This window comes from Roseovarius carneus, assembly GCF_020141465.1.
Lineage (GTDB): Bacteria > Pseudomonadota > Alphaproteobacteria > Rhodobacterales > Rhodobacteraceae > Roseovarius > Roseovarius carneus.
Window position 1 is genome coordinate 1,246,905 of sequence record NZ_JAHSPD010000001.1, and the last position, 24,089, is coordinate 1,270,993.

General features: G+C 62.6%; 28 protein-coding genes. 17 read left to right on the plus strand and 11 right to left on the minus strand.

Features of this window, described 5'->3' with window-relative positions:
- Positions 1-56: 56 nt before the first annotated feature.
- Together KUD11_RS06175 and cobU are read right to left on the minus strand one after the other, a co-directional pair.
- Positions 57-629 (minus strand): histidine phosphatase family protein, encoded by a 573-nt coding sequence (locus KUD11_RS06175; RefSeq protein WP_109385667.1) that lies wholly within the window; start codon positions 627-629, stop codon positions 57-59.
- Positions 626-1,147, minus strand: coding sequence for a bifunctional adenosylcobinamide kinase/adenosylcobinamide-phosphate guanylyltransferase (cobU, locus tag KUD11_RS06180; RefSeq protein ID WP_109385665.1), 522 nt, complete (start codon positions 1,145-1,147; stop codon positions 626-628). Before cobU ends, KUD11_RS06175 begins: the two co-directional genes overlap by 4 nt.
- Here cobU and KUD11_RS06185 point away from each other — a divergent pair.
- The 14 genes from KUD11_RS06185 to KUD11_RS06250 all read left to right on the plus strand — a co-directional run bounded on the left by KUD11_RS06185 (position 1,074) and on the right by KUD11_RS06250 (position 12,451).
- Positions 1,074-1,247, plus strand: coding sequence for a hypothetical protein (locus KUD11_RS06185; protein ID WP_181375363.1), 174 nt, complete (start codon positions 1,074-1,076; stop codon positions 1,245-1,247). The genes cobU and KUD11_RS06185 overlap by 74 nt on opposite strands.
- A 47-nt stretch (positions 1,248-1,294) precedes the next feature.
- Positions 1,295-2,128: an RNA polymerase factor sigma-32 gene (locus KUD11_RS06190; RefSeq protein ID WP_397545237.1), complete on the plus strand. Its 834-nt coding sequence runs from the start codon at positions 1,295-1,297 to the stop codon at positions 2,126-2,128.
- Positions 2,125-2,925 carry a ChaN family lipoprotein gene (locus tag KUD11_RS06195; RefSeq protein ID WP_109385661.1) on the plus strand — a complete coding sequence of 267 codons (801 nt, stop codon included), beginning with the start codon at positions 2,125-2,127 and terminating at the stop codon, positions 2,923-2,925. Before KUD11_RS06190 ends, KUD11_RS06195 begins: the two co-directional genes overlap by 4 nt.
- A 79-nt stretch (positions 2,926-3,004) precedes the next feature.
- Positions 3,005-4,198 (plus strand): bifunctional phosphopantothenoylcysteine decarboxylase/phosphopantothenate--cysteine ligase CoaBC, encoded by a 1,194-nt coding sequence (coaBC, locus tag KUD11_RS06200; RefSeq protein WP_109385659.1) that lies wholly within the window; start codon positions 3,005-3,007, stop codon positions 4,196-4,198.
- Between the two features lie 40 nt (positions 4,199-4,238).
- Positions 4,239-4,694, plus strand: coding sequence for a dUTP diphosphatase (gene dut, locus KUD11_RS06205; RefSeq protein WP_109385657.1), 456 nt, complete (start codon positions 4,239-4,241; stop codon positions 4,692-4,694).
- Positions 4,694-5,749, plus strand: coding sequence for a HesA/MoeB/ThiF family protein (locus tag KUD11_RS06210; protein WP_109385655.1), 1,056 nt, complete (start codon positions 4,694-4,696; stop codon positions 5,747-5,749). The genes dut and KUD11_RS06210 overlap by 1 nt, the downstream gene beginning before the upstream one ends.
- Positions 5,750-5,761: 12 nt before the next feature.
- Positions 5,762-7,774, plus strand: a complete 2,013-nt coding sequence (locus tag KUD11_RS06215; RefSeq protein WP_109385653.1) for a M3 family metallopeptidase — start codon at positions 5,762-5,764, stop codon at positions 7,772-7,774.
- 64 nt (positions 7,775-7,838) lie between these two features.
- Entirely contained in the window at positions 7,839-8,294 is a 456-nt protein-coding gene (locus tag KUD11_RS06220; RefSeq protein ID WP_109385651.1) for a universal stress protein, read from the plus strand.
- 120 nt (positions 8,295-8,414) lie between these two features.
- Positions 8,415-8,978, plus strand: a complete 564-nt coding sequence (locus tag KUD11_RS06225; RefSeq protein WP_109385649.1) for a NifU family protein — start codon at positions 8,415-8,417, stop codon at positions 8,976-8,978.
- Positions 8,968-9,567 carry a tRNA (adenosine(37)-N6)-threonylcarbamoyltransferase complex dimerization subunit type 1 TsaB gene (tsaB, locus tag KUD11_RS06230; protein ID WP_109385647.1) on the plus strand — a complete coding sequence of 200 codons (600 nt, stop codon included), beginning with the start codon at positions 8,968-8,970 and terminating at the stop codon, positions 9,565-9,567. The genes KUD11_RS06225 and tsaB overlap by 11 nt, the downstream gene beginning before the upstream one ends.
- Complete coding sequence (locus KUD11_RS06235; RefSeq protein WP_109385645.1) at positions 9,554-9,970, plus strand: GNAT family N-acetyltransferase; 417 nt, start codon at positions 9,554-9,556, stop codon at positions 9,968-9,970. The genes tsaB and KUD11_RS06235 overlap by 14 nt, the downstream gene beginning before the upstream one ends.
- 45 nt (positions 9,971-10,015) lie before the next feature.
- The gene (locus KUD11_RS06240) at positions 10,016-10,654 is read left to right on the plus strand and encodes a LysE family translocator (protein ID WP_181375297.1); all 639 of its coding nucleotides are present in this window, start codon (positions 10,016-10,018) and stop codon (positions 10,652-10,654) included.
- A 127-nt stretch (positions 10,655-10,781) separates the two neighbouring features.
- The gene (locus KUD11_RS06245) at positions 10,782-11,699 is read left to right on the plus strand and encodes a sulfite exporter TauE/SafE family protein (RefSeq protein WP_109385643.1); all 918 of its coding nucleotides are present in this window, start codon (positions 10,782-10,784) and stop codon (positions 11,697-11,699) included.
- On the plus strand, positions 11,699-12,451 hold the full coding sequence (locus KUD11_RS06250) for a TIGR02186 family protein (RefSeq protein ID WP_109385641.1): 753 nt from the start codon (positions 11,699-11,701) through the stop codon (positions 12,449-12,451). Before KUD11_RS06245 ends, KUD11_RS06250 begins: the two co-directional genes overlap by 1 nt.
- A 76-nt stretch (positions 12,452-12,527) precedes the next feature.
- Here the strand turns inward: KUD11_RS06250 and KUD11_RS06255 are convergent, their stop codons facing one another.
- The 8 genes from KUD11_RS06255 to KUD11_RS06290 form a co-directional block, all read right to left on the minus strand.
- Entirely contained in the window at positions 12,528-13,238 is a 711-nt protein-coding gene (locus KUD11_RS06255) for an SDR family oxidoreductase (RefSeq protein WP_109385639.1), read from the minus strand.
- Entirely contained in the window at positions 13,235-14,761 is a 1,527-nt protein-coding gene (locus tag KUD11_RS06260) for an ATP-dependent DNA helicase (protein WP_109385637.1), read from the minus strand. Before KUD11_RS06260 ends, KUD11_RS06255 begins: the two co-directional genes overlap by 4 nt.
- A 224-nt stretch (positions 14,762-14,985) precedes the next feature.
- Positions 14,986-16,425: a phosphomannomutase/phosphoglucomutase gene (locus KUD11_RS06265; protein WP_109385635.1), complete on the minus strand. Its 1,440-nt coding sequence runs from the start codon at positions 16,423-16,425 to the stop codon at positions 14,986-14,988.
- Between the two features lie 66 nt (positions 16,426-16,491).
- Positions 16,492-17,331, minus strand: a complete 840-nt coding sequence (kdsA, locus tag KUD11_RS06270; protein ID WP_109385633.1) for a 3-deoxy-8-phosphooctulonate synthase — start codon at positions 17,329-17,331, stop codon at positions 16,492-16,494.
- Between the two features lies 1 nt (position 17,332).
- The gene (locus tag KUD11_RS06275) at positions 17,333-19,009 is read right to left on the minus strand and encodes a capsule biosynthesis protein (protein WP_109385631.1); all 1,677 of its coding nucleotides are present in this window, start codon (positions 19,007-19,009) and stop codon (positions 17,333-17,335) included.
- Positions 18,987-19,646, minus strand: a complete 660-nt coding sequence (locus KUD11_RS06280) for an ABC transporter ATP-binding protein (protein WP_109385629.1) — start codon at positions 19,644-19,646, stop codon at positions 18,987-18,989. Before KUD11_RS06280 ends, KUD11_RS06275 begins: the two co-directional genes overlap by 23 nt.
- 190 nt (positions 19,647-19,836) lie before the next feature.
- Positions 19,837-20,859, minus strand: coding sequence for a permease (locus KUD11_RS06285; protein ID WP_109388143.1), 1,023 nt, complete (start codon positions 20,857-20,859; stop codon positions 19,837-19,839).
- Positions 20,852-21,196 (minus strand): ArsR/SmtB family transcription factor, encoded by a 345-nt coding sequence (locus tag KUD11_RS06290; RefSeq protein ID WP_109385627.1) that lies wholly within the window; start codon positions 21,194-21,196, stop codon positions 20,852-20,854. Before KUD11_RS06290 ends, KUD11_RS06285 begins: the two co-directional genes overlap by 8 nt.
- 122 nt (positions 21,197-21,318) lie before the next feature.
- On the opposite strand from KUD11_RS06290, the gene KUD11_RS06295 reads away from it, so the two are divergent.
- Genes KUD11_RS06295 through KUD11_RS06305 form a run of 3 tightly spaced genes read left to right on the plus strand, consistent with a single transcriptional unit; the run spans position 21,319 to position 23,144 of the window.
- Positions 21,319-21,759, plus strand: coding sequence for a GFA family protein (locus KUD11_RS06295; RefSeq protein WP_181375296.1), 441 nt, complete (start codon positions 21,319-21,321; stop codon positions 21,757-21,759).
- Between the two features lies 1 nt (position 21,760).
- Positions 21,761-22,366, plus strand: a complete 606-nt coding sequence (locus KUD11_RS06300; RefSeq protein WP_109388141.1) for a uracil-DNA glycosylase family protein — start codon at positions 21,761-21,763, stop codon at positions 22,364-22,366.
- Positions 22,359-23,144 carry an SseB family protein gene (locus tag KUD11_RS06305; protein ID WP_109385623.1) on the plus strand — a complete coding sequence of 262 codons (786 nt, stop codon included), beginning with the start codon at positions 22,359-22,361 and terminating at the stop codon, positions 23,142-23,144. The genes KUD11_RS06300 and KUD11_RS06305 overlap by 8 nt, the downstream gene beginning before the upstream one ends.
- Before the next feature lie 12 nt (positions 23,145-23,156).
- On the opposite strand, the gene KUD11_RS06310 is transcribed toward KUD11_RS06305, so the two are convergent.
- Complete coding sequence (locus KUD11_RS06310) at positions 23,157-24,086, minus strand: 2-hydroxyacid dehydrogenase (RefSeq protein ID WP_109385621.1); 930 nt, start codon at positions 24,084-24,086, stop codon at positions 23,157-23,159.
- Positions 24,087-24,089 lie beyond the last annotated feature (3 nt).

Consider the following 24,089-nt stretch of genomic DNA (forward strand, 5'->3'; position numbering starts at 1 on the left):
ACCGAGATTAGCGGGGGACGTGTCCCGCGCAAAACGGTATTTTGTGCGGGGTGCCATCACGGAACCTGATTGATCCGCTCGGCCTGCCAGCGCCCGGCCTCATGGCACAATGTCGTGACGGAAAGATTGTCGATTTTATGTGCGAAGGCCTGATAAGCGCTTAGCCCGAGGGCATTTTGCACTTGGGTCAGGATCGCGCCGAAATGGGCGACGATGATGATCTCGCGCCCGGGATGGGCTCTGATCAGCCGCTCGGTCGCGCCTGTCACGCGGGCGTGGATGTCATTCCAGCTTTCTCCGCCGGGGGCACTCAGATCACCCGGCTCCTCCCAGAAACGCCGCAGGCGGTCGGGCTCGACCTTCGTGTCGAATGTCTCAAGCTCCCACGCGCCAAAATGGATTTCGCGCAGGTTTGCGTCATGCGGCAAGCGGGAGCGATTGCCCGTGATGGCGTCGGCGGTGGCCACGGCGCGGCTGAGATCCGACGACACGACCAAGGCATCCTCGGGCAGGAGAGCTTCTAGCCGGGCAATCTGCGCCCGGTCGCTGAGATCGGCGGGCAGATCGGACCAACCGACCATGGATTTGGCATGGGTCGGGCCGTGGCGGACCCATGTTATGCGGCTCATGGGAGGGTCCCTTTAAGCACTTGGGGCAGGCCCGCGATGACCTGCACCACCAAAGCGGCCTCGGCCGCGAGGCGCTGGTTCAACGCGCCTTGGGCGTTTTGAAACCGACGGGCGAGCTTGTTATCGGGCACGACCGACAGGCCCACCTCGTTCGAGACGACCACGACCGGCGCGGCACAGGCGCCAAGTGCAGCCATCAGAGCACCCTCGGCCTGGGCCAGATCATGCTCGGCCAGGATATGATTGCTGAGCCAAAGGGTCGCGCAATCCAGCAAGACAACATCGCCCGGTGCAGCAGCAGACAGGGCGGGGGCCAGATCGAGCGGAGCCTCATGGGTGCGCCACCCGTCGCCGCGTTGCACCAGATGTGCTGCGATCTTGGCGCGCATTTCATCGTCGAAGGCCTGCGCCGTCGCGATATAGTGCCGTGGACGGGCGGTGCGCATGACCAGCGCTTCGGCAAATGCGGATTTTCCTGAGGCAGCGCCTCCTAGAACCAAACTCAAGCGAGGCAACATTTTTTTATCCTCCTTAGTGATCCGCTTCGTTCGTCGTTTCGTAACACTTGGTAAGACGACACAAAAGGTCGCTCTGCGCGGCTTCAATCTGGGGGAATGACAATGCCTGTAGATACGCAACAATCTAGCTCGATGTCACGCAAGGCCATGAAGGCCGAACTTCTCGATGCGGAAACGGAACTGAAGCTGGCCTATGCTTGGCGCGATCACCGCGACGAAGAGGCGCTTCACCGTCTGATCACCGCCTATATGCGGCTGGCGATTTCCATGGCCTCGAAATTCCGCCGTTATGGCGCGCCGATGAATGATCTGATCCAAGAGGCGGGTCTGGGCCTGATGAAGGCGGCGGACAAGTTTGATCCCGATCGCGGCGTGCGGTTTTCGACATATGCGGTCTGGTGGATTAAGGCGAGCGTGCAGGATTACGTGATGCGCAACTGGTCGATGGTGCGCACCGGCTCCACCTCCTCGCAAAAGTCGCTTTTTTTCAATATGCGCCGCGTGCAAGCCCGGCTGGAGCGTGAGGCGATGGCACAAGGCCAAGAGCTTGACCGCTACCAGTTGCGCGAGATGATCGCGACCGAAGTGGGCGTGCCCTTGCGGGACGTGGAGATGATGGAAGGCCGGCTTTCGGGCTCGGACTTCTCGCTCAATGCCACGCAAAGCTCTGAAGATGAGGGGCGCGAGTGGATTGACGCACTGGAAGATGATGGCCCTCGTGGCGATGAGATTGTCGAGCAGGGGCATGATCAGGAAGCGCTGCGCATGTGGCTGGCTGATGCGATGGGCAAGCTGAACGAGCGCGAGCGGTTTATCGTGCGTGAGCGCAAACTGCGCGACGAGCCGCGCACGCTGGAAAGCCTCGGCAATGAGCTGAGCCTGTCCAAAGAGCGTGTGAGGCAGCTTGAGGCGGCGGCGTTTCAAAAGATGCGCAAGTCGCTGGAGGCCAAGGGTTCTGAGGTTCACAACCTTCTGGTATGAGAGTTGTGGCGGCCCTGATCGTGGCGCTTTGTGCGCCGCTTGGGGCCGCCGCGCAGATGGCAGAGGCGCTGTCGGTCGCTGCGGGCGCCGATGTTGTGATCCTTGGCGAGGCGCATGATAACCCGGACCATCACGCAGTGCAGGCGGCTTTTGTCGCAGGGATTGCCCCTGCGGCGATTGTGTTCGAGATGTTAGATGCGGCGCAGGCGGGGGCCATAACCCCCGATTTGCTGGCCAATGAGGCAGCATTGGAAGCGACCTTGGGCTGGGAGGCGTCAGGCTGGCCCGATTTTTCGATGTATTACCCGATATTTGAAGCGGCAGGTGATGCGGCGTTCTATGGTGCTGCCGTTCCGCGTGCAAAGGCACGTGCGTCGATGAGCGCGGGTGTCGTCGCGGCATTTGGGCCGGAGGCGGGGCTTTACGGGCTGGATAGTCCGCTGGAAGCCGCTGAGCAGGAGACACGCGAGGCGATGCAGATGGCGGCGCATTGCGATGCGATGCCGGTGGAGATGCTGCCCGCGATGGTGGATATCCAACGCCTGCGCGATGCACGGCTGGCGCAGGTAGCGGTGACGGCGATGCGCGAGACGGGCGGGCCGGTGGTTGTGATCACTGGAAATGGCCACGCGCGCGCCGATTGGGGCGTCCCGGTCTATATCATGCGGGCCGCGCCCGAACTGTCAGTGTTCACCTTGGCACAGGGTGAGGACGGGCGTCCGCCGCCCGGCGTGTTTGACGCAGTCCTTGATGCCCCAGCCCCTGACCGCCCCGACCCATGTCTGGCGTTTCAATAGGGCGGCAGCGCAGCTGTGCCCTTGCAGGCCTGCCCGCGCGGGCCTAGGCTCTCGCGGGTCTTAGGTAGGAGCCTTTTTCATGCTGGCCTCGAAATCTGTCTTGCTGATCATTGGCGGCGGCATTGCCGCGTTCAAATCGCTCGATCTCATCCGACGCCTGCGTGAGCGGGGGGCGGACGTCACGCCCGTCCTGACCCGTGCGGGGGCGGAGTTTGTCACACCTCTTTCGGTCTCGGCGCTGGCGGGGCGCAAGGTGTTCCAAGACCTCTTTGATCTCACAGATGAGGCGGAGATGGGGCATATTGAACTCTCGCGCAGTGCTGATCTGGTTGTGGTGGCCCCGGCCACGGCGGATCTCATGGCGAAGATGGCGCAGGGCTTTGCCAATGATCTGGCCTCCACGCTCTTGCTGGCCACCGATACGCCCGTGATGATCGCGCCCGCGATGAATGTGCGGATGTGGGAACATCCCGCGACACAGCGTAATTTGGAGATTTTGCGCGGCGATGGGATCACGGTGCTTGGCCCCAATGAGGGCGGCATGGCGTGTGGGGAATATGGCCCCGGGCGGATGGCCGAGCCGCTGGAGATTGTGGCAGGCATCGAGGCTGCTTTTGCCTCTGGGCCGTTGGCTGGCAAACGGGTGCTCGTCACCTCCGGTCCGACCCATGAGCCGATTGATCCGGTGCGCTACATTGCCAATCGCTCCTCGGGGGCGCAGGGCACGGCGATTGCGCTTGCCTTGGCCGCGCTGGGCGCGGATGTGGTGTTTGTCACCGGGCCTGCGGACGTGCCGCCCCCCGAAGGTGTCGAGGTGATCCGCGTCGAGACGGCGCTGGAGATGAAAGCGGCGGTCGAGGCGGCTTTACCCGCTGATGCGGCGGTGTTCGCGGCGGCTGTGGCGGATTGGCGTGTGGCCTCTGCCGCATCGGGCAAGATCAAGAAAACGGGCGGCGCGCTGCCCCAGATGGAGTTTGCCGAGAACCCCGATATCCTCGCCTGCGTGGCGCAGATGGGCGCGGGGCGGCCCAAGCTGGTCGTGGGGTTTGCGGCCGAGACGGATGACGTGATTGCCCATGCCACCGCCAAGCGTGTGCGCAAGGGGTGTGACTGGATTTTGGCCAATGATGTGAGTGTGGGCACCGGGATCATGGGCGGCACGGAAAATGACATTACATTCATCCACGAGGGTGGGGCCGAAGATTGGCCGCGCATGGCGAAAGAGGCTGTGGCGCACAAGCTTGCGGAGCGGATCGCGGCGGCGCTGACCTGAGGGCTTTTAGGTATTTAAGATCAGAAAGAGGGCCTGACGCATGGTCACGATATCGGTAATGTGGGACGCGGGCGCGGATACGTCCTTCGGGCTTCCGTCCTACGCAAGCGCGGGGGCGGCAGGCGCGGATCTGCGTGCGAATTTTACGGATCGCAGCGGGATTGTGATCGCGCCCGGCGCGCGGGCCTTGGTGCCCACCGGGCTGCGTGCGGCGCTGCCATCGGGGTATGAGATGCAGATCAGACCGCGCTCTGGGCTGGCGCTAAAGCATGGCGTGACGCTGCTCAACACGCCCGGCACGGTGGATAGCGATTATCGCGGGCCGATTGGTGTGATCGTGGTGAACCTCGGGCATGAGGCATTTGAGGTGCGCCACGGAATGCGCATCGCACAGGCCGTGGTCGCCGCCGTTTCTCAGGCGGTCTTCGTGAGCGCGCAGGAACTGGACGAGACCGGGCGCGGCACGGGGGGCTTTGGCTCCACGGGGGTTGGCTGATGCTGTTTGTTTTTCTGATGGCGGGCGCGATGTGGGCTTTGGGTGCGATGCTTGGTGCGCCGCATCGCCTGCGCTGGCTGATGATCGGGCTTTTATGGCTCGGGATTGTGCTGGTCCATGTTGCCCTGCCTGAGGGCGCGCCCCTGCGCGTGGCCACGGGCGGCAGTGTTGAGCCGTGGCTTTTGCTTGGCGGCTTTGGCGTGCTTGTCGCTGTCTACGGGCAGGGGGTGAAGCGATTGCGCGGGCGGGCTTCCAAGGGAGAGGTGCCGGTGCAAACGGGCAGCTTTTCGGACACGGAGCTTGAGCGTTACGCGCGCCACATCGTGCTGCATGATGTGGGCGGGCCGGGGCAGAAGGCGCTGAAAAACGCACGCGTTCTGGTGGTGGGCGCGGGCGGTCTTGGTGCGCCCGCGCTGATCTATCTGGGGGCTGCCGGGGTCGGCACGATCGGTGTGATCGACGATGATGTGGTGGATCTGTCCAATCTGCACCGTCAGGTCATTCACCGCGACGAGGATATTGGCCTACCTAAAGTGCATTCGGCGGCGGCGGCTGTCGTCGCGCAAAACCCGCATGTGGTGATGCGCCCCTACCAGCGGCGGTTGACCGACGAGATCGCGGTGGAGCTTTTTGCCGATTACGACATTATCCTCGATGGCACCGATAATTTCGAGACCCGCTATCTGGTGAACCGTGCGGCGGTAGAGGCAGGCAAGCCGCTGATTTCAGGCGCTTTGGCGCAGTGGGAGGGGCAGATCAGCGTATTTGATCCGGCCCATGGCGCGCCCTGCTACCAGTGCATTTTCCCCCAAGCGCCCGAGCCGGGGCTGGCCCCATCCTGCGCCGAGGCGGGTGTCATGGGCCCCTTGCCCGGTGTGATTGGCGCGATGATGGCCGGGGAGGCGATCAAGTTGATCACTGGGGCGGGCGCGCCGTTGCGCGGCGCAATGCTGATCTACGATTCGCTTTATGCCGATGTGCGGCGGATCAAACTGAAACCGGCGCCCGATTGCCCCGTTTGCGCCAATGCGCAGCGCGGCGCGGATGCGGCCTGAAAAGGATATGACATGACGAACCCCCTGCTGGCCGATTGGACCACACCTTTTGCCCTCGCGCCCTTTGCTGAGGTTGAGGACGCGCATTTTGCGCCCGCGTTCGAGGAGGCTCTGGCGCAATCGCGTGCGGAAATTCTGGCCATCGCCGATAGCAGTGAGACCCCCACCTTCGCCAACACGATTGAGGCGCTTGAGGCCGCAGGCGGCGCGCTCGACAAGGTGCTGAGCGTGTTCTTTACCCTTGCGGGCGCCGACAGCACGCCCGCGCGGCAGGCATTGCAGCGCGAATTTGCGCCCAAGCTCGCGGCGCATTCTTCGTGGGTGTATGGGCTCAAGGGGCTTTTTGCGCGGATCGAGACGCTTTGGGAGGCACGCGGGACGCTGGACCTGAGCGATGAGCAGGCGCGGGTTCTGATGCTCACCCACCGAGGGTTTCGACGCGCGGGTGCGGCCCTGAGTGGGCCTGACGAGGTGCGGATGCGCGAGATCATGGCGCGGCTTGCTGAGCTTGGGACGTCCTTCATGCAGAACCTTCTGGCGGACGAATCCGGCTGGCATATGGTGCTGGAGGAGGGCGATCTGGAAGGGCTGCCCGGTTTCGTCGTGGCCTCTGCGCGTGCGGCGGGCGAGGAGCTTGGGGCACCGGGTCCGGTTGTGACGCTGTCGCGCTCGCTTATCGTGCCGTTTTTGCAATTCTCGCCGCGCCGCGATCTGCGCAAAAAGGCGTTTGAGGCGTGGGGCGCGCGTGGGGCGATTGGAGGCGACACCGATAACCGCGCGATTGCGACCGAGACGCTTGCGTTGCGCGCCGAACGCGCGGCGCTTTTGGGATATGCAAGCTTTGCCGATTTCAAGCTGGAGACGGAGATGGCCAAGACGCCCGCCGCTGTGCGTGATCTCCTGATGCAGGTCTGGGAGCCTGCGAAGGCACAGGCCGACCGGGACGCGGCCACGCTTACTGCGATGCTGCGTGCGGACGGCATCAACGACGATCTGGCCCCGTGGGATTGGCGCTATTACGCGGAAAAGCGGCGGCAGGCGGAGCATGATCTGGATGAGGCGGAGCTGAAGCCCTACCTGCAACTCGACCGGATGATCGAGGCGTCCTTTGCTTGTGCAACCCGCCTTTTCGGGCTTGAATTCAAGGCTTTGGACGTACCGCTCTACCATCCCGATTGCCGGGCGTGGGAGGTGACGCGCAACGGCGCTCATGTGGCGGTGTTCATCGGAGATTACTTCGCGCGCGCCTCCAAACGGTCGGGCGCTTGGTGCTCGGCCATGCGCGGGCAGGCGAAGTTCCCCGAAGTCCAAGGCCCTGTGGTCATCAACGTGTGCAACTTCGCCAAGGGCACGCCTGCGCTCTTGAGCTATGATGACGCGCGCACATTGTTCCATGAGTTCGGCCATGCGCTCCATCAGATGCTGTCGGATGTGACCTATGAAAGCGTCAGCGGCACCTCCGTGGCGCGCGATTTTGTGGAACTGCCCAGCCAGCTTTATGAGCACTGGCTAGAGGTGCCCGAGGTGCTGGCTGAGTTTGCCACCCATGCCGAGACGGGCGCTGCGATGCCACAAGCGTTTTTGGACAAGGTTCTGGGGGCCGCGACCTTTGATATGGGGTTTCAGACGGTGGAATATGTCGCCTCCGCCCTCGTTGATCTCAGCTTTCATGAGGGCGCGCCGCCCGCCGATGCTTTGGTGCGGCAGGCCGAAATACTGGACGCGCTCGGCATGCCCGCCGCCATCACCATGCGTCACGCCACGCCGCATTTCGCGCATGTGTTCGCAGGCGATGGATATTCCTCGGGCTATTACAGCTACATGTGGTCCGAGGTGATGGACGCCGATGCGTTCGCCGCCTTTGAGGAGGCAGACGGGCCGTTTGATATGGAGCGTGCAAAGGCCCTTGAGGCGCATATCCTGTCGCGCGGTGGATCGGCGGATGCAGAGGCGCTTTATGTGGCCTTCCGAGGACGTTTGCCGGGGCCAGAGGCATTGCTCAAGGGGCGCGGACTGGCCGCCTGATCGCAGCGCTATTGCGCGACGCTTGGCCTTGCGTCATTCTCGCACGCGCAACCGGGAGGCTTTTATGCGCAAATTCATGGTCGTTCTGGACGATAGCCGCGAATGTCTCAACGCGATGCGCTTTGCCGCGATGCGTGCGGCGAACACCCAAGGCGGCGTGACCATTTTGTCGGTAATCTCGCCCGAGGAGTTCAACCACTGGATCGGGGTTGGCGACATCATGCGCGAAGAAAGCCGCGAGCGTATTCAGGCGCATTTTGAGGTGTTTGCCAAATGGATGCGCGACAAGCAGGGCGTGGACCCCGAGCTTGTGATCCGCGAGGGAGAGCCTGTGGCCGAGATTATCGCACAGGTGAACGAGGACCCGGAAGTGGGCGTTTTGGTTCTGGGGGCCTCCGCCGACCGCAAAGGGCCGGGGCCTTTGGTCACGCAGCTTACGAAAAACGCGGGCGCGCTGCCCATCCCGATCACGATTGTGCCCGGCGATCTGAGCAAGGAGCGGCTTGAGGCGATCACCTGACGCGCTTTGGCGCTTTGGGATATAAAAGACTGCCATGCGCACAGTTTAGAATCGTTCCAAACCTTGACTCTGACCACCCGCGCCCGCATATCTTGTATCAGATATCAGGAGCGCTTTGACATGTTCATCCAGACCGAATCGACGCCGAACCCCGCCACGCTGAAGTTTTTGCCGGGCCAGTCCGTTTTGCCAATGGGTACGGCGGATTTCCCAAGCGCCGAGGGCGCGGAGAAATCACCGCTGGCCACGCGTATTTTCGCAGTCGAGGGTGTGTCGGGCGTTTTCTTCGGCACTGACTTCGTGACCGTCACCAAGGCGGACGCGGTGGAGTGGGACCATATCAAACCGGCGATCCTCGGCGCGATCATGGAGCATTTCCAGTCCGGGCAGCCCGTGATGGCCGAAGGTGCAGAAGCGGCCTCGGGTCACGCAGAGCACACCGGCGAAGATAGCGAGATCGTTGGCCAGATCAAAGAGCTTCTGGATACACGCGTGCGCCCTGCCGTGGCGCAAGACGGCGGCGACATCACCTTCCACGGGTTTGAGCGCGGCGTGGTTTACCTGCATATGCAAGGTGCCTGCGCGGGCTGCCCGTCTTCGACCATCACCTTGAAAATGGGCATTGAGAACCTTCTGCGTCATTACATCCCCGAGGTGACAGAGGTGCGCCCTGTTGGCGTCTGAAGCTTACATTCTAGCATTTGATACATCGGCCGCGCATTGCGCGGCCGCTTTGCTATGCGGGGAGCGTTTGGTCGCCGCGCGGGTCGAGCCAATGAGCCGGGGGCAGGCTGAGCGTCTGATCCCGCTATGTGAGGATATCCTTGCCGAGGCTGGTGCTGCATGGTCCGACCTGAGCGCGCTTGGCGTGGGTGTGGGCCCTGGTAATTTCACAGGTATACGGATTGGGGTGTCGGCGGCACGCGGCCTTGCCCTGAGCCTTGATATCCCGGCGGTCGGGGTGAGCATTTTCGACGCCATTTCCGAGGGGCAGGCGGAGCCCCATTTGCCCGCAGTCGCCGCCCCGCGTGATCAGGTCTATATCGCCGAGCCCGGGGCCGAGGCCGCGTTGGTGGGGCGGGCCGATGCGGAGGCGATGGGCCTGCCCTTGGCTTTTGCACCAGACGGTCAGGCCCTCGCGGAAGCGATTGCGCGGATCGCGGCCCGGCGCGCGGGCGATGCTCCCGCCCCGCCTGCACCACTATACCTCAAACCCGCAGATGCAGCGCCTGCACGCGATGCACCACCCGTGATCATAGATGATCTCGCCTGAGGCAGCGGCGCGGCTCCATGGCTTGGCCTTTGCCGGGCAGGGGCGCGGCTGGCGCGCGGCGGAATTTGCGGACCTCTTTACGCAGCGCGGCGTGGTTTGCATCGGGGCTGCTGAGGGGTTTGCCCTGACGCGTGTGATCGCGGATGAGGCAGAGCTTTTGACAATCGCCGTGGACTCCGGTGCGCGCAGGCAAGGTCATGCCCGCGCGCTGCTTGGCAGGGTTGAGGCGGCGGCGGCGGATCAAGGTGCTGCGCGGATGTTTCTGGAGGTGGCCGAGGACAACGCGGCCGCACGCGGGCTCTACGCCGCTGTGGGCTATGCCGAGACGGGGCGGCGAATTGGGTATTACGAGCGCGGTGCGGGCCGTGTCGATGCGGTCTTGATGGTGAAAGACCTGTCATAACCGCGTAGACGAGCTTAGACTTCACCATCTCAGGGAGCATCACACATGTCCGATTTCGCCGCCTATCTGCCCGGTTTCCTTGCCGCTTATGCAATCTTGATTGTTGCGGCCTCGTCTCCGGGGCCGGCGGTCGCGATGCTGTTGGGGATTGCAACGACGCAAGGCCGGGGCGCTGCCATGACCGCGACGCTTGGCATCGCGAGCGGCAGCGTCTTGCTTAACCTTGGCACACTTTTGGGCGTTGGGCTGCTCCTGTCGCAGGCCGCTTGGGCGATGAGCGTGCTGCGCCTGATCGGGGCAGCCTATCTGCTCTGGCTCGCTTACGGCGCGTTCAGGAAAGCGGTGAACCCGCCCGTGCTGCGGCCCGGTGGCGCGGATGCACCGCGTTCTGCTCTGGCGCTTTTTTTGCTTGGCTTCGGGCTTCAGGTGACGAACCCCAAGGCGATTGTCTTCTGGCTTGCCATTGCGTCGATTGGAGCGACAGCAGGCGGTGGCATGGGGGTGATTGGGGCCTTCGTTCTGGGCGCGTTCGTGATCTCTTTTGCCTGCCATGGGGCATGGGCGATTTTGCTGTCGTCAAAGCCCATCCGTGCGGCTTACGGCGCGGGCCGCAGGTGGATCGAGGCGGCGCTTGGTGGGTTTTTCGCGTTTGCGGCGTTCAAGCTGGCCACGTCCGAGACTTAATCCTCTGGCTGCGCAATAGGCCCAATCCCGCACAGTTTTAGCGCCAGAGCGGAAAAATCCTCGCCTCAGGCCCCGCCGCCCGCGCTGCATACTTGCCAAGCCTGCGGCCATGGGCGTAGGAAACCTAATGCAAATATACCTGCCCATAGCCGAGGTTTCGGTCAATGCCTTCCTTTTGCTGGGGCTTGGCGGGATGGTCGGCGTTTTGTCTGGTATGTTTGGCGTGGGCGGTGGGTTCTTGATGACGCCGCTGCTTTTCTTCATCGGCATCCCGCCCGCAGTGGCCGTGGCCACGGAAGCCAACCAGATCGTCGCCTCGTCCTTCTCAGGGGTGCTTGCGCATTTCAGGCGCAAGACGGTCGATTTTCGGATGGGAACGGTGCTGCTCATCGGGGGTCTGATTGGGGCCGCGATGGGGGTCGTGGTCTTTAACTACCTCAAGAGCCAGGGGCAGGTCGATCTGCTGGTAAAGCTTTGCTATGTCGTGTTTCTTGGGATCATCGGCGGGATGATGTTCATCGAGAGCTTGCGGGCGATCCGCAAGTCGCGGGCGGGCAATCCGGTGCCGACGCGCAAGAAGCACAGCTGGATCCACAAGCTGCCCTTCAAGATGCGGTTTCGCACATCGGGGCTCTACATCAGCGTGATCCCTCCGCTGATCGTCGGGGTTCTGGTGGGTGTACTGGCCGCGATCATGGGCGTGGGCGGCGGGTTTATCATGGTGCCTGCGATGATCTATCTGCTTGGCATGCCGACGAAGGTCGTCGTGGGCACGTCGCTTTTCCAGATCATTTTCGTGACCGCATTTACCACGATGCTGCATGCGACGACGAACTTCACCGTCGATGTGGTTCTGGCGGTCTTGCTTCTTGTGGGCGGTGTCGTGGGCGCGCAGGTGGGCACCGTCATCGGCACCAAGATGAAGGCCGAGCAGTTGCGCATCTGGCTCGCGATCATGGTGCTGGCGGTCTGCTTCAAACTGGCGCTCGATCTCTTGATCATGCCGGGTGAGCTTTACTCCATCGGCGCGGCGGCGGGGCATTGATGCGGGTCCTCATAGCCCTCGCATTCATGCTGGCCGCATTGCCGCTGCGTGCGGAGGAGGTTGTTCTCGGTCTCAGCAAAAACGAGATTTCGATCAACACGACGTTCGACGGCTCTGAGATTTTGCTCTTTGGGGCGATCAAACGCGATGGGGCGATCCCGGAGGGTGAGCTTGGCGTGATCGTGGCTATCGCAGGACCCTCGCAAGCGGTGAGCGTGCGGCGCAAGGAACGACGGTTTGGCATCTGGGTCAACGTGGATGCAGTCGAGGTGGATGCCGCCCCGAGCTTTTATGCGGTCGCGACCAACGCGCGGCTTTCCGAGGTGCTGACCGAGGTCGAGGACCTGCGCCACCGGATCTCAATCCCACGCGCGATCCGGTCTGTGGGTGCGCCAACCAGCGTCAGCGATGCGCAGACATTTACCGAAGCTGTGATCCGCATCCGCAAGGCAAGCGGCGCCTATAAGATCGAGGAGGGTGCGGTCGATCTGGCCGAGCAGACCCTTTTCCAGACGCAGGTGGAGCTGCCCGCGAACCTCACCGAGGGGGCCTATGCCACGCGGATTTTCCTGACCCGCGAGGGGCAGGTCGTGTCGCGCTATGAGACGGTGATTGACGTGCGCAAAGTGGGTATGGAGCGGTGGCTTTTCGCCCTCTCGCGTGAACAACCCATCCTTTACGGGCTTATGTCGCTGGCAATTGCGATTGCCGCCGGATGGGGAGCGTCCGCTGCGTTCCGGCTGTTGCGGTAGGGGTGATACGGGGCCGCGTGCGTGCCGCAAGTGTGCGCCTTCGGCGAGGATATTTTAAGCAAGAAGAATCGGGCGCTCAGCCCCGTCCGATATAGGGCATTTGCGTGGCCATCACGGTCATGAATTGCACATTGGCATTGAGGGGCATGCGCGCCATATGCAGCACGGATTGGGCCGCGTGTGCCGCGTCCATTGTATGCATGTCCGGGTGTGCGGCTTTTAGATTTGCAACCATCTCGGATTCGGCATTGCCGATGTCGATCTGCCCACAGGCGATATCGAAGGCGCGGCCATCCAGCGACAATGTGCGGGTCAGCCCGGTAATCGCGTGTTTGCTGACCGTGTAGCAGACCGAGCCGGGGCGCGGCACATGGGCCGACAGCGAGCCGTTATTGATGATGCGCCCGCCTTGTGGGGTCTGGTGGCGCATATGTTTGAAGGCAAGGCGGGCGGCGATGAACATGCCGCGCAGGTTGACGTTCATCACCGCGTCGAATTGCTCTGGTGTGACCTCATCAATGGGCGCTGATGGACCGAAAGTGCCTGCGTTGTTGAAGAGCGCATCCAAGGTGGCGTCTTTGCAAAAAGTGGCGAAGGCCGCGTCCATCGCGGCGGGGTCGGTCACGTCGCAGGGCAGCGGGACGGCGCCCGGGTGCGTGTCTGCGAGGGCGTGGAGTTTGTCCGCCCGGCGGGCGACGAGCCCCACGCGCCAGCCGTCTTGCAAGAAAAGCTTTGCGGTGGCGAGGCCGATACCGGAGCTTGCGCCGGTAATGAGGATGGATTTCATTCGGATATGGTCTCCAAGCTGAGGGGGGCGGGGGTGCCGCGTAGATCGTCCACACGCAGCCCGTGTTCGGGTTTGGAAAGCCGGTTGCGCACCACCCAGCAGAGCCGTTCTTCGGCGCGGGTGATGGCCACATAGGCGAGGCGTTTCCACAAGGGCTGACCCGCCTCGGAGCGGCCCATGCGGGCGGCGGCATAGAGATCAGGCGCGAAGACCTGTACCGTATTCCATTGGCTGCCTTGGGCCTTGTGGATGGTGACGGCGGCTCCGTGCAGGAAAGTGGCGCCCATATTGGCGGCGAAGGGGATGAACGGCTCTTCCTCATCCGGTTTTTCGATTTTGACGATGGAGGCGGCGCTGACCTGTGGCTCTTCCGCGCCCATCACGTGTAGCCGCGAAAAGCCCGGTCTTTTGCCCGGCCCCAGATAGATCACCTGCGCGCCTTTGATCAGGCCACGCGCCTCCAGATCCAGCCGCTTCTTGCGGTGTTTCATGGGCAGCTCAATTCCGTCGCAGATCAGCGGCTCGCCCTCCAGCAGGGCCGTTTCGGGCGCGCCGTGGACGCGGCGGAAGGCGTTGATCAGGCGGATGCGGGTGGCGTTGCGCCACACCAGCACGGGGCTGCGCGCCATCAGGTCCACCTCCACCCGTTCGGCCCATTGCACGCGGTCATCGCGGCGCGCGGCGTCCTCGATCATTTTCTCAAAATGGTGAAATTCCAGCGCCGGGTCAGCCAGCGCATGGGCCAGATCAAGGATAGGGTTGTCGGCATCTTGGCGGTGCACTCGGCTGAGGATCAGCTTGGCCGGCTCGGGTAAGGTCTCAAAAACCATCGCGCCGGATTGGTTCACGGGGGCAAGCTGCGCGGGATCGCCAAAGAGGATCAGGGTGGGGAAGATCTCCTGCAAATCCTCCATCTGCTTGGCGTCGAGCATGCTGGCCTCATCCACGAAGCCCACGTCCAGCGGCTCCTCCCGGCGCTTCCAGCCGGTGATGAAATCGCTGCCCCTGAGCCCTGCGGCGGCCAGAGCGCCGGGGATGGATTTGTTATTTTGGTAGAACGCATGGGCGCGGTCCAGCGCCTGATCGGTCAGGTCTTCGACCTCGGGGCGGTCGCCATTCCCGGCCAGCCATTCGGCGATTTTCTCGTATTCGGGATCATATACTGGGGTGTAGAGGATCCGGTGGATCGTGGTTGCAGGCACGCCGCGATTTCGCAAAACGCTCGCGGCCTTGTTGGTGGGCGCGAGGATGGCGAGCGTGCGTTTGTCGCGCCGTTTGCGCCCCTCCCAATCGCCTGAGACAACCTCAAGCCCGGCTTCCTCAAGCGCGTGATAAAGCTTCGCCAGAAGCAGGGTTTTGCCCGATCCGGCCTTGCCGATGACGGCCATCACGCGGGTTTTCCCCTCGCGCGGAGGCAGGAGCGTGCCATTGTCTAGATCAATGCCCACACCGCGCAGCGCCTCGGCTATGGCGTCATGCGCCTCGGCCTGATCATCTGAATATGTGAGCGCTGTGCTTGCCATGGCGCGATTCTATCTGGCGCGCCCCGAAGGTGCCAGCGAAAGCCGCGTCAGACCATAGCTTCAAGATGTCCGTCGCGAGGCGCACGCAGTGGGCAACGCGGGTACGGTCTGCGTCTGGCAGGCCCCAAATGCCCGCGCTAATCCAGTCGCGGTCTATGGGTCGACAAAGGTCTGGATATTAGAGCGTGTGGCGTTCAATTGTATCCAGTTAAACGCGACACGCTTTAGATGCTCTGGTCATACTCCCCAACCAGCGGCTCAGTGCGGATCACGGCGTCAATGTCGGCGAAGATCGCGCGCATCTCAGCCTCGCTTTCGCTGCTTTCGCAGACCACGACCAGATTGGGGGTGTTGGAGCTTGCGCGGACCAGACCCCAGCTGCCGTTGTCGAGGATCACGCGCGCGCCATTCACCGTGACGACCTGCGTGATCTTGCGGCCCGCCAGCGGCAGGCCTTGGGCATGTTGTGCCACCAGCTTGGCCACAAGCCGCTCCAGCACCTGATATTTTTCGGTGTCGGCGCAATAGGGCGACATGGTGGGGGTGGCATAGGTGACGGGCAGGGCGCGGCGCAGGTCGGACATGGATTTATCAGGATTGCGGTCCATCAGCTTGCAGATTTCCACCGCTACGCGCATCCCGCAATCATATCCACGGCCCACAGGCTCGGCCAAGAAATAGTGCCCGGACTTCTCAAACCCGGCCAGCGCGCCCAGCTCCTTGACGCGCCGTTTCATATGGCTGTGCCCGGTCTTCCAATAATCCGCCTTGGCGCCATGGGCCAAAAGCTCGGGGTCCGAGGCGAAAAGCCCGGTGGACTTTACATCCGCCACAAAGGTACTGCCGGGATATATCTTGGCAAAATCGCGGGCCATGATGACGCCAACCTTATCGGCGAAAATCTCCTCGCCCTCATCATCCACCACGCCGCAGCGGTCGCCATCGCCATCAAAGCCCAGCGCGAAATCCGCGCCCGAGGCTTTGACGGATGCGCTCATATCATGCAGCATTTCCATTGCTTCGGGGTTCGGATTGTAATGCGGAAATGTGTAGTCCAGCGCGTTGTGGGAGGGGACAACCTCTACCCCGAGGCGGCGGAAAAGATCGGGCGCGAAGGCGGCGGCGGTCCCGTTGCCCGTGGCGCAGACGACCTTGAGCTTGCGGGTCATTTTGAAGTCGCCGACGAGGTCATCCAAATAGGCCTCGCGCACACCATCCACGAATTCATAGGCCCCGCCGGGCCGGGTCTGCCCGCGCCCCTCCAGAACGATGGCGCGCAGCTCGTCCATCTCATCGGGGCCGTGGGTCAGGGGGCGCTCAAACCCCATCTTCACGCCCGTCCATCCGTTGGGGTTGTGCGAGGCCGTGACCATTGCCACGGCAGGTACATCAAGGTGGAACTGCGCGAAATAGGCCATCGGGCTTAGGGCGGGGCCAATGTCCTTCACGGTGATCCCGGCCTGCATGAGGCCAAGCATCAGCGCGTTCTTGATGCTGAGCGAATAGTCGCGGTAATCATTCGCCACGGCGATCACCGGGTCGATCCCACGCGCGATCATCTGTGTGCCAAGGCCAAGGCCAAGCGCCGTGATGCCCGGCAGATTGATCTCCTCGGGATATTTCCAGCGGGCGTCATATTCGCGAAAGCCCGTGGGCGTGATCATTGGATCGCGCAGGAATTCCCATGTATTGGGCGTGACGGTTGGGGCGGGCTTTTGCAACTTACACACTCACTTCTGCAAGGTAATTGGGTCGGATTTGGCCAGTGCGTCAAAGCGCATGAGGCTTTCGATGAGCGCATTCATTCTATCCAGAGGGATCATGTTCGGCCCGTCTGACGGGGCCGTATCGGGCGCTTCATGCGTCTCGATGAACACGGCCGCCACGCCAAGGGCGACCGCCGCGCGGGCCATCACGGGAGCGAATTCACGCTGACCACCGCTGCTGCCGCCCATGCCGCCGGGCTGCTGCACACTATGGGTGGCGTCCATCACAACGGGGTATCCCGTTGCCGCCATTTGGGGCAGGGCGCGCATGTCTGTGACAAGCGTGTTATAGCCAAAAGAGGTGCCACGCTCGGTCAGTAGGACGCGTTTGTTGCCCGTGCTCTCAATCTTGGAGATGACATTGGGCATGTCCCACGGGGCGAGGAATTGCCCCTTTTTCACGTTGATCACAGCGCCGGTTTCGCCCGCCGCAATCAACAGATCCGTCTGACGGCACAGAAAGGCGGGGATTTGCAGCACATCGCACACTTCGGCCACGGGCGCGCATTGCTCGGGCAAGTGAACATCTGTGAGGACGGGCACGCCAAGCGCCTGTTTCACCGTGGCCATGACCTTCAGCCCCTCGTCCACGCCGAGGCCGCGCTTACCGCTGACGGACGTCCGGTTCGCCTTGTCGAAGGAGCCTTTGAATACGAACTGTGCGCCATGCGCCCGGCACACCTCCTGCATCTGGCCCGCAATCATCTGGGCGTGGTCCGCGCTTTCCAACTGGCACGGGCCTGCGATGATTGTCAGGGGGGCGTCGTTGGCGACGCGGAGCCCCGCAAAGTCCACTGATGTCATATTATGATGTTACCTGTTCGCGAAGGATGGAGGCTGTGAGCGATAGCATCAGATAGATGCCTGCGAAGATCAAAAAGGCCAAAATGGTGTTTTCGAACGCCCGTGGATAGGAGGCATCCTGCGAGGCGACGGGACGCACGGATACAGTGAGATAGCGCACCTGCTTGTTCGCCTCAATCGTGCTTTGGCGTTTGTTTTCCAGCGCGGATTGCAGCACCAGATCAGCGGTGGCCAAATCGGCCTGGGCCATCTGAATATTAGCGGTTTGAGAGGCCAGAGAGGTGGTATCGCCTGTGGCCTGCGTCAGGCGGGCGTTCTGCCGGGCAAGCTCGGCACTCAACACTGCAATCTCGCTTTGCAGCGCCTCGACCCGCGCGGCATTCGGGCGCGCGTTGTTGAGCTGAATGTTGAGGCCAAGCTGCTTTTCTTGCAGCTGAAGCTCTACGTTGGAGATCAACGAGCGGATGTTGCCAATCTCGCCTTGCGGGTCAAGCACGCTGCCCTCTTGCATTTCCACGAGACGGCGCTGCGCCTCGCGGCGTTCAAACTTGGCATCGTCGAGGCCCGCAATAGCAACCTGCACCGCATCCTGACGCTTCTCTTGGCTCAGCTCATCCACCCGTTCTTCGGCATATTCGATCAGCTTTTCAGAGAAATTCGCACTGACAGCAGGATCTGCCGTGGCTACTTCCATGCGCAGCACACCTTCTGTGGGATCATAGCCGATCTTCACGTTTTTCTTGTAGAGCTTGAACGCTTCTTCGTTGCTGGCATCGGCATCAAGCCGTTGAATAGGGTCGATCCAAGGCTGGCTGAAATGATCCCGGAAGCCTACATCGCTGTCCAGACGCAACATCGCGTCCTTGGACAGAAGATAGCTTTGTGTCGCAATCGCGTCCTGCCCGGTGGCAAACTGACTGGGTAAAAGCCCGCCAAGCCCGCCGCCGCCACCCCCGCCACCATCCGCCGAGAGGATCAGGAATTCGGATTTGGTGGAGTACATCGGAGTGGCAACTACGTAGTAATACCAGCCCGCGACAAGCGTCGGCAGCATCACGAAGGCCAAAAGCCGCGTGAGCAGCAGAACCAGCTTTTTGCGGCGTCGGCTGCCGATATCTTTTTGGATGCGGGTGATTTCTTCGCTGCGCTTGGCGGCAGGGCTCATCTCGACCGCAGGCAGGTTGGGCACGCCGAAGGGCAGTGTCTCGGGAAGCTGCACAAGCAGTGGATCAATCTCAGTGCGGGGGGTCTGAACCGCCGGGCGCCCATCCGTGGGCGTCACAAGCTCAAGGATCGAGGCGCGTTGAAACGGGTCGATGCCCTTGGCACGCAAAAGGCGCACCGCGTCGAAATCAGATGTGGGGGCCAGGCCATGCTTTTGCGCCACGCGCCGCGCCATACGCAATTGGCGGCCCGTCAGCCCCTCATGGCGGATCTCGTCAAGTGTCGCGCTTGCCGCCATCTCATTGGCAGAGCTCACCTGCCCCTCGCGGGCGGCAGGCGCGGGCGCAGGGGCCACAGCACGGGGTGGCTGGCCTGCAGGGGGCGCTTCATCGGGCGCAGGTGCACGGGTGGCGGCCCCTCGGGATACTGAGCCACCTTGCGCATAATTCGCAGCGCCATCATGCGGCGCGCTGCGTTTGATGCGGAATTTTCTAGCCTTGGGTTTCGTAGTCATAAAGCTGCTTCGCCTCTTCCAAGGTATCAAACATGTATAGCTGCCCACCCATTAAAACGGCGGCAGAGGTCGCAAATTTTTCCAGCGTCTCGGGTTGGTGCGAGACGATGATGACGGTCGTGGTCGCCAGCCGTTCGCGCAAAATCTCACCGGCTTTGCGATTGAACTCTACATCGGTCGAGCTGGGCATGCCTTCGTCGATCAGGTAGATGTCGAAATCCAGCGCCAGCATCAGCGCGAATGTAAACCGCGCCCGCATCCCCGAGCTGTAGGTGCCCAAGGGCTGATCGAAATACTCGCCCAGATTACACATCCAGCGGCAAAAAGCCTCGACATAATCGGGGTCGAGCCCGTAGAGCCGCGCGATATAGCGGCTGTTCTCCATTGCGGAGATCTTAGCGATCACCCCGCCCATGAAGCCCAGAGGAAAGCTGATGCGGCAACCGCGCCGGATCTCGCCGTCATCAGGTTTCTCTAAGCCCGCCATCATGTTGATCAATGTCGTCTTGCCAGTGCCGTTGGGCGCGAGCACGCCCATGGAACGGCCAAGCTCTACCCTGAAGGAAACCCGGTCAAGGATCACCTTATGCTGGGTGCCCGTCCAGAAGGACTTGCTGACATTGTCGAACTCGAGCATTCAAAAGCTCCGAAATCTGCTCTGTGCCCTCTTTAACGGGGCTTTCTTTGCGGGAGGCTAACCCCTCCGCATAGGTATTATGCCGGATCGCACCCGATATATATACAAGATTTCAAGGCAGAATTGTGCCCGTAATGGAAAAAACCGCCCTGTAAGAGCGGTTTTTTATCTCAATTGGAAACAAATGAGGTCAGGCGATGGCCTGCCACACGGTCCCTGCGATCACAGCGCCAGTGATAGCAAAGCCGATATAGGCCGCAAAAACACGTGGCTTGACCAGCGCCCAGACTGCAATGGCGGCTGGAATGGAGCTGACGCCGCCCGCAATCACAAAGGCCATGGCGGCACCTTGGCTCATCCCCTGATCCAAGAGCCCGCTGATCAGAGGCACGGCAGCATAGCCGTTGAGATAGGCGGGCGCGCCGACCAAAGCGCCCAGAAGGATCGGGGCCATCCCCTCACCGCCCAGGATGTTTGCGATCATCTCGGCCGGCACATGGCGCAGCATGAGCGCCTCCAGCGAATAGGCAATGGCCAGCCATTTGATCAAGAAAATACCGTTCTCGACCGTGGTGGCGCGGAAGGTCTCGCGCCGCTCTGCCACCTGCCAGAATTTCCACACGGGCGCGCCATCAAGCAGCTTGGGCGTCCCGCAACAGCCGCCTGTATTTGCCCGCGTGCGCAAGGGATCAGCAAAGAGCGCCGTGCGCGAAGCGGCCAGCGTGACGTATCCGCCCATCAGGCCAAGCCCCACGGCAGCGGCGGTTTTGGCCAGCGCAAACTCCCATCCCAGCGTGCCCGACGTGATCGCGAACATCGCAGGGTCCATCAGCGGCGAGGCCAGCCAGAACGCCATGACAGCGGCCAGAGGCGCGCCAAGCGCAAGCATGGCGGCGATGAAGGGGATCACCTCGCAGCTGCAAAAGGGCGCGAGGCCTCCGACGAGGGCCGCCATGAAGATCATGCGCACTGGGCTGCCCTGAAACACCTTGGCCACGATCCGTTCGGCCCCTGTGGCCTTGAGATAGGCCACGGCAAAGACGGCGAAGGCGATGAACGGCGCGGTGTGCAAAAGGGCCGCAGCGGTGAAGCGCAGCGTTTCGCCAAAATAGGGCCAATCAAACAGAGCAACGCTGGCGAGGATCACCGCGAACGCGGCCCAAGCGGGGTCGATCCGGCGTATTATGGGCAGGGTGGCAGCTGGGTCAGTCATTTTCTGCTCCTGCGCTGTGGGCATCGCTATCGGCGCAACATTCGCGCAGTAAAAATTCCGACAGCGCGCGCAGCTCGTCGTAAGCCACGGCGGCACAGATGATGGATCGTCCTTGGCGCTCTTGAGTGACAAGGCCCGCTTGGGCGAGGATTTTCATGTGATGCGTCAGGGTCGAGCCGGTCACGCCCGTCCGCTGGCCAAGCGTGCCGATACTCAGCCCCTCTGGGCCCGCCCGCACCAATGTGCGCAGCACGGCAAGGCGCTGTTCGCTGCCCAATGCGGCGAATGTGGAGGCGGCGATGGTGAGATCGAGATTTGTGGGGTCAAATATTTTCATGGTTCTCGAAGTATAGAAATGAAAGGCTGCTGGCAATCATTATTTCGATACCTGTCGAAATGAATGGCTGGAAGAGGCTGCGCAATAGGCTAGGATCAGGATATCACATGGGAGACATGAGCATGAGCGAGACGACAGGAGGCTGCCTTTGCGGGACGGTCCGCTATGCCATAACCGGCGCACCGCTCTCGGTGATTTACTGCCATTGCGAGAGTTGCCGCAAACATGCGGGCGCACCCGTTGTGGCGCTTGCGGGCTACAGGCGCGATCAGCTGCGCTACACCGCAGGCGCGCCACAGGTCTATGCCTCCTCCGCGGGCGTCGGGCGGGCGTCCTGCAAGGCGTGTGGCACGCCGCTCACATGGGAGGGGGACGGGGGCGAGATTGGTCCCATGGTGGAGATGCTGGTCGGCACGCTCGACCGGCCCGAGGATTTCGCGCCCAGCTGCCATATCCACTATGCCGAGCGGCTGACATGGTTTGACGTGGCCGATGATCTGCCACGGTATTCCAAGTGGCATGACGATGGCGAGGCCCCCGCCTGCCACGGGCCTGCCCGCTAAGATGAGCCAGCCCGCTGAGATTGGTTTGCGCTCTGAGATCGGGGCCTGCACGCTCTGCGCGGATCGGTTTGCCGCCACGGCCACCGCGCATCTGCCGCGGCCTGTGGTGTGGTTTCAGCCGTCGGCGCGGATTTTGATCGCGGGGCAAGCGCCCGGCGCGCGGGTGCATGCGTCTGGGCGGCCTTTTGACGATCCCTCTGGCGTGCGGCTGCGCGACTGGCTGGGGCTGAGCGAGGCCGCTTTTTATGATCAGAGCCGGGTGGCGATCGTGCCAATGGCGTTTTGCTTCCCGGGATATGACGCCAAGGGCGGCGACCTGCCGCCCCCGCCGCTTTGCCGCGCGACATGGCACGCGCGGGTGATGGACGCCCTGCCAAACTTGCGCCTGCGGCTGGTGATCGGCGGCTATGCCCAACGGTTTCACTACGGCGCGCGGGGCGGTGTGACAGAAACAGTTCGGGGCTGGCGCGACCATACGCCCGACAGCTTCCCCTTGCCGCATCCCTCATGGCGCAATACGAGGTGGCTGAAGAAAAACCCGTGGTTTGAGGCGGAGCTGGTGCCCGCTCTGAGGGCCCGCGTGGCGGAGGTGATGCGCGATGGATGAGACCGATCTGGACCGCGCCCACGCGCGGATGAGCGCCACCCCCGAAGAAGATGCGGCACGTGTTGCATTTTACGCGGCCTTGAGCGACGCGAGCCTTGTGCTTTTGCTCACGGGTGAGGCGGTGGGCGATGATATCTCGCCCGAGATTTTTGAGGTGGATGATCAGCGTTTTGCGCTGGCGTTTGATGCCGAGGAGCGCCTTGCCGATTTCAGCGGCGCGGCCGCAGCTTATGTGGCCGTGCCGGGGCGGATATTGGCGCAGATGCTGGGCGATGAGGGGATCGGGCTGGGCCTCAACCTTGATGTTGCACCCTCGTCGATCTTGATCCCGCCCGAGGCGTTGATCTGGCTCACGCAAACTCTGGGCGGGGATGCACCGCAGGAGGTGTCAGCGCGCCCAGAAGAGCTGCGCCCCCCCGGTGCGCTACCCGAGGGGCTATTGACCGCGCTTGACGCGAAGCTGTCGCGCACGGGCGGTTTGGTGCAATGCGCCTATCTGGCGGGCGTCAGCTATGCGGGCGGGGGGCAGGGCCACCTCATCGCATTTGTGGGCGCTGTGCCGGGATCGGAGGATGTTCTGGCGCGCGCAGTGTCAGAGGCGCTGATCTTTTCAGGGGTCGAGGCCGGTGCGCTTGATGTGGGATTCGTGCCTGCGGGCGGGCCTATGGAGGCGCGGCTGGAGCGGGTGGCGCTGAGGGTCGATCCCGCCCGGCCTGAAACCGCGCCAGAGCGCGCCGCACCCGGATCAGATCCCGACGCGCCGCCGCGCTTGCGCTAAAGGTGCTGCCCTTTAATACCCCTGCGCGCGGTCCACGAGATGCAGGAACGGCTCTCCCGCCTCGCCGCGCCGGATGTTCTCGACAATAACTTCAGACGCGGTGACGGGGCGGGTCTCGGATGCGATATGTGGGGTGACGGTGACGTTTGGGTGCGCCCAGTAGAGGTGGTCCTTCGGCAACGGCTCCTGCCGGAAAACATCAAGCGTAGCATGGCCTATCTGCCCGGTATCAAGCGCGCCCAGAAGCGCCGCATCATCAATCAGCGGGCCACGTCCGGGGTTGATCACAAACGCGCCGGGGGCCACCAGAGCAAGGCGTTCTGCGTTGATCACATTGTCCGTTGCAGGCGTGGCGGGCAAAAGCAGCACGAGGCCCTCCGCCCCGGTCAGCGCCTCTTTCAGACCCTCTTCGCCATGTAGGCAGCGGATGCCGGGCACGTCCTTCGGAGAGCGGCTCCAGCCGGTCACGTCAAATCCAAGGCCGCGCAAGGCCTCTGCGCAGGCGGCCCCCAAAGCCCCGAGGCCCAGAACACTCACCTTGCGGTCCCGTGCCAAGGGCGGCGCATAATCACGCCAGATCCCGTCTTGCCCGTGTATATGGAGGTCCATCCCGAGATGGTGGCGCAGCGTGTGGCCCACGACCCATTCAACCATGCCTTGGGTCAGCCCATGATCCACCATCCGCGCCAGCGGCAGTGTCAGCGTCGTGTTGCCCACGATCCCCTCCACCCCGGCCCAGAGGCTCAGAACCGCCTTGCAGCGCGTGTAGGGTGCGAAATCCTGAAGCCAGGAATTGGGGGCGTAGACGATGTAATCCACCTCTCCCGGCGTGATATCCGTGGCCAGATCTGCCTCGATCCCGGCGTTGGAGAGGGCCGTGCGCAAGGGCTCCTCGTAGTCGGGCCAGCGGGCAGGGCGGGCGGCAAAGAGAATGTTGAGCATGGG

Bases quoted from the DNA above. Each gene is read 5' to 3' on its own strand.
- KUD11_RS06220 (WP_109385651.1), top strand. From the start codon at position 7,839: ATGCGCAAATTCATGGTCGTTCTGGACGATAGCCGCGAATGTCTCAAC.
- KUD11_RS06280 (WP_109385629.1), bottom strand. From the start codon at position 19,646: ATGCTCGAGTTCGACAATGTCAGCAAGTCCTTCTGGACGGGCACCCAG.
- KUD11_RS06295 (WP_181375296.1), top strand. From the start codon at position 21,319: ATGAGCGAGACGACAGGAGGCTGCCTTTGCGGGACGGTCCGCTATGCC.
- KUD11_RS06225 (WP_109385649.1), top strand. From the start codon at position 8,415: ATGTTCATCCAGACCGAATCGACGCCGAACCCCGCCACGCTGAAGTTT.
- KUD11_RS06275 (WP_109385631.1), bottom strand. From the start codon at position 19,009: ATGACTACGAAACCCAAGGCTAGAAAATTCCGCATCAAACGCAGCGCG.
- KUD11_RS06285 (WP_109388143.1), bottom strand. From the start codon at position 20,859: ATGACTGACCCAGCTGCCACCCTGCCCATAATACGCCGGATCGACCCC.
- KUD11_RS06215 (WP_109385653.1), top strand. From the start codon at position 5,762: ATGACGAACCCCCTGCTGGCCGATTGGACCACACCTTTTGCCCTCGCG.
- KUD11_RS06185 (WP_181375363.1), top strand. From the start codon at position 1,074: ATGACCAGCGCTTCGGCAAATGCGGATTTTCCTGAGGCAGCGCCTCCT.
- KUD11_RS06245 (WP_109385643.1), top strand. From the start codon at position 10,782: ATGCAAATATACCTGCCCATAGCCGAGGTTTCGGTCAATGCCTTCCTT.
- KUD11_RS06305 (WP_109385623.1), top strand. From the start codon at position 22,359: ATGGATGAGACCGATCTGGACCGCGCCCACGCGCGGATGAGCGCCACC.
- KUD11_RS06210 (WP_109385655.1), top strand. From the start codon at position 4,694: ATGCTGTTTGTTTTTCTGATGGCGGGCGCGATGTGGGCTTTGGGTGCG.
- kdsA (WP_109385633.1), bottom strand. From the start codon at position 17,331: ATGACATCAGTGGACTTTGCGGGGCTCCGCGTCGCCAACGACGCCCCC.
- KUD11_RS06195 (WP_109385661.1), top strand. From the start codon at position 2,125: ATGAGAGTTGTGGCGGCCCTGATCGTGGCGCTTTGTGCGCCGCTTGGG.
- cobU (WP_109385665.1), bottom strand. From the start codon at position 1,147: ATGTTGCCTCGCTTGAGTTTGGTTCTAGGAGGCGCTGCCTCAGGAAAA.
- KUD11_RS06265 (WP_109385635.1), bottom strand. From the start codon at position 16,425: ATGATCACGCCCACGGGCTTTCGCGAATATGACGCCCGCTGGAAATAT.
- coaBC (WP_109385659.1), top strand. From the start codon at position 3,005: ATGCTGGCCTCGAAATCTGTCTTGCTGATCATTGGCGGCGGCATTGCC.
- KUD11_RS06290 (WP_109385627.1), bottom strand. From the start codon at position 21,196: ATGAAAATATTTGACCCCACAAATCTCGATCTCACCATCGCCGCCTCC.
- KUD11_RS06235 (WP_109385645.1), top strand. From the start codon at position 9,554: ATGATCTCGCCTGAGGCAGCGGCGCGGCTCCATGGCTTGGCCTTTGCC.
- KUD11_RS06250 (WP_109385641.1), top strand. From the start codon at position 11,699: ATGCGGGTCCTCATAGCCCTCGCATTCATGCTGGCCGCATTGCCGCTG.
- KUD11_RS06255 (WP_109385639.1), bottom strand. From the start codon at position 13,238: ATGAAATCCATCCTCATTACCGGCGCAAGCTCCGGTATCGGCCTCGCC.
- KUD11_RS06175 (WP_109385667.1), bottom strand. From the start codon at position 629: ATGAGCCGCATAACATGGGTCCGCCACGGCCCGACCCATGCCAAATCC.
- dut (WP_109385657.1), top strand. From the start codon at position 4,239: ATGGTCACGATATCGGTAATGTGGGACGCGGGCGCGGATACGTCCTTC.
- KUD11_RS06310 (WP_109385621.1), bottom strand. From the start codon at position 24,086: ATGCTCAACATTCTCTTTGCCGCCCGCCCTGCCCGCTGGCCCGACTAC.
- KUD11_RS06260 (WP_109385637.1), bottom strand. From the start codon at position 14,761: ATGGCAAGCACAGCGCTCACATATTCAGATGATCAGGCCGAGGCGCAT.
- KUD11_RS06300 (WP_109388141.1), top strand. From the start codon at position 21,761: ATGAGCCAGCCCGCTGAGATTGGTTTGCGCTCTGAGATCGGGGCCTGC.
- KUD11_RS06190 (WP_397545237.1), top strand. From the start codon at position 1,295: ATGAAGGCCGAACTTCTCGATGCGGAAACGGAACTGAAGCTGGCCTAT.
- KUD11_RS06240 (WP_181375297.1), top strand. From the start codon at position 10,016: ATGTCCGATTTCGCCGCCTATCTGCCCGGTTTCCTTGCCGCTTATGCA.